Source organism: Janibacter indicus, assembly GCF_900176385.1.
In the GTDB taxonomy this organism is placed as follows: domain Bacteria; phylum Actinomycetota; class Actinomycetes; order Actinomycetales; family Dermatophilaceae; genus Janibacter; species Janibacter indicus.
This window is the reverse complement of the sequence record NZ_FWXN01000029.1, coordinates 1-1,130: the sequence shown is the minus strand read 5'-3', so window position 1 is coordinate 1,130 and position 1,130 is coordinate 1. Positions and strand designations below refer to the sequence as shown.

Annotated in this window: 1 protein-coding gene; it reads right to left on the bottom strand. The window is 66.7% G+C overall.

Going from position 1 to position 1,130, the window contains the following annotated elements; translation table 11 throughout:
- The coding region (locus B9B60_RS16735) for an IS481 family transposase (RefSeq protein ID WP_143445642.1) at nt 1-1,015 on the bottom strand (1,015 nt) is incomplete at its 3' end.
- Nucleotides 1,016-1,130: the final 115 nt, after the last annotated feature.

The following is a 1,130-nucleotide window of genomic DNA, read 5'->3' as shown; positions in this document are numbered from 1 at the left end:
TGTACTGACCCGCCAGGTTGGGTACGCGGTGTGCGGGTGAGGCGCCTTTGAGTGCGGTGTGGCCGCGGTCGTGATTGTAGGTGTGGAGGAAGTCGGTGAAGGCCGCGACGCGTTCGCTTTCGCTGGCGTAGGGGCGGGCGTAGGCCCATTCCTCTTGCAGGGTGCGGTTGAACCGCTCAACTTTGCCGTTGGTTTGCGGCCGGTAGGGGCGGGTCCACTTGTGTTTGATCCCGTGCTCGGCCAACAGGTCCCGGAACATCTGCGACCGGTAGCAGGCCCCGTTGTCGGTCATCACCCGTTGGGTGGCGACGCCGATGGAGGTGAAGTGCTGAAGGGCGCGGGCCATGAACGCTGTCGCGGTCTCCTTCTTCTCGTCGGTCAGGATCTCGGAGTAGGTGTAGCGCGAGTGGTCATCGACCGCGTGGTGCAAGAACGCGTAGCCCAGGTTCGGGCGACCGTGGACCTTGCGTGGCCGGCCTTTCTCCCGGTGGGCGCTGGAGTTGCGCCCGCCCTGCGCTCGGCCGTGGACACGATGTCCTCCGCCATCGGGGATGCGTCCCAGCTTCTTGATGTCGACGTGGATCAGATCCCCGGCCGCCTCGCGTTCGTAGCGCACGATCTGCCGTCGCTTCGCACGGACCGGGATCCCGGTCGCGGGGTCGGTCCAGGACAGGCGCAAGCACCCGTAGCGGGTCAAGATCCGCTGGACCGTAGAGACGTTCAAGCCCAGGTGGTACGCGATCCGTGCTGGCCCCCAGCGACGGGACACGCGCATCCCGACCACGCGCCGCTCCCGACGGCGCGTGGTGCGGTGAGGGCACGAGCGTGGACGACTGGACCGATCGCCCATCGCTGCCGGGCCGTGCGCGCGGTACCGATCGGCCCACCGCTTGGCCGTGGTGACCGAAACCTGGAACCGGTCCGCTGCGCGACGAAGCGGCCACCCATCATCGACAACGCACCGGGCCAGCCCCAGCCGACCGCGTGGAGTGAGCAAAGCATTAGCGTGGGTCATGAAGGCCTCCGTGATGAGCCGTGTGTGTTCCTGAACAGCTCCACACCTCACTCGGAGGTCTTCCTCATGTCACGCCGACTCGCCCATCCCGTACCTAACGTCCCGGGTCAGTACA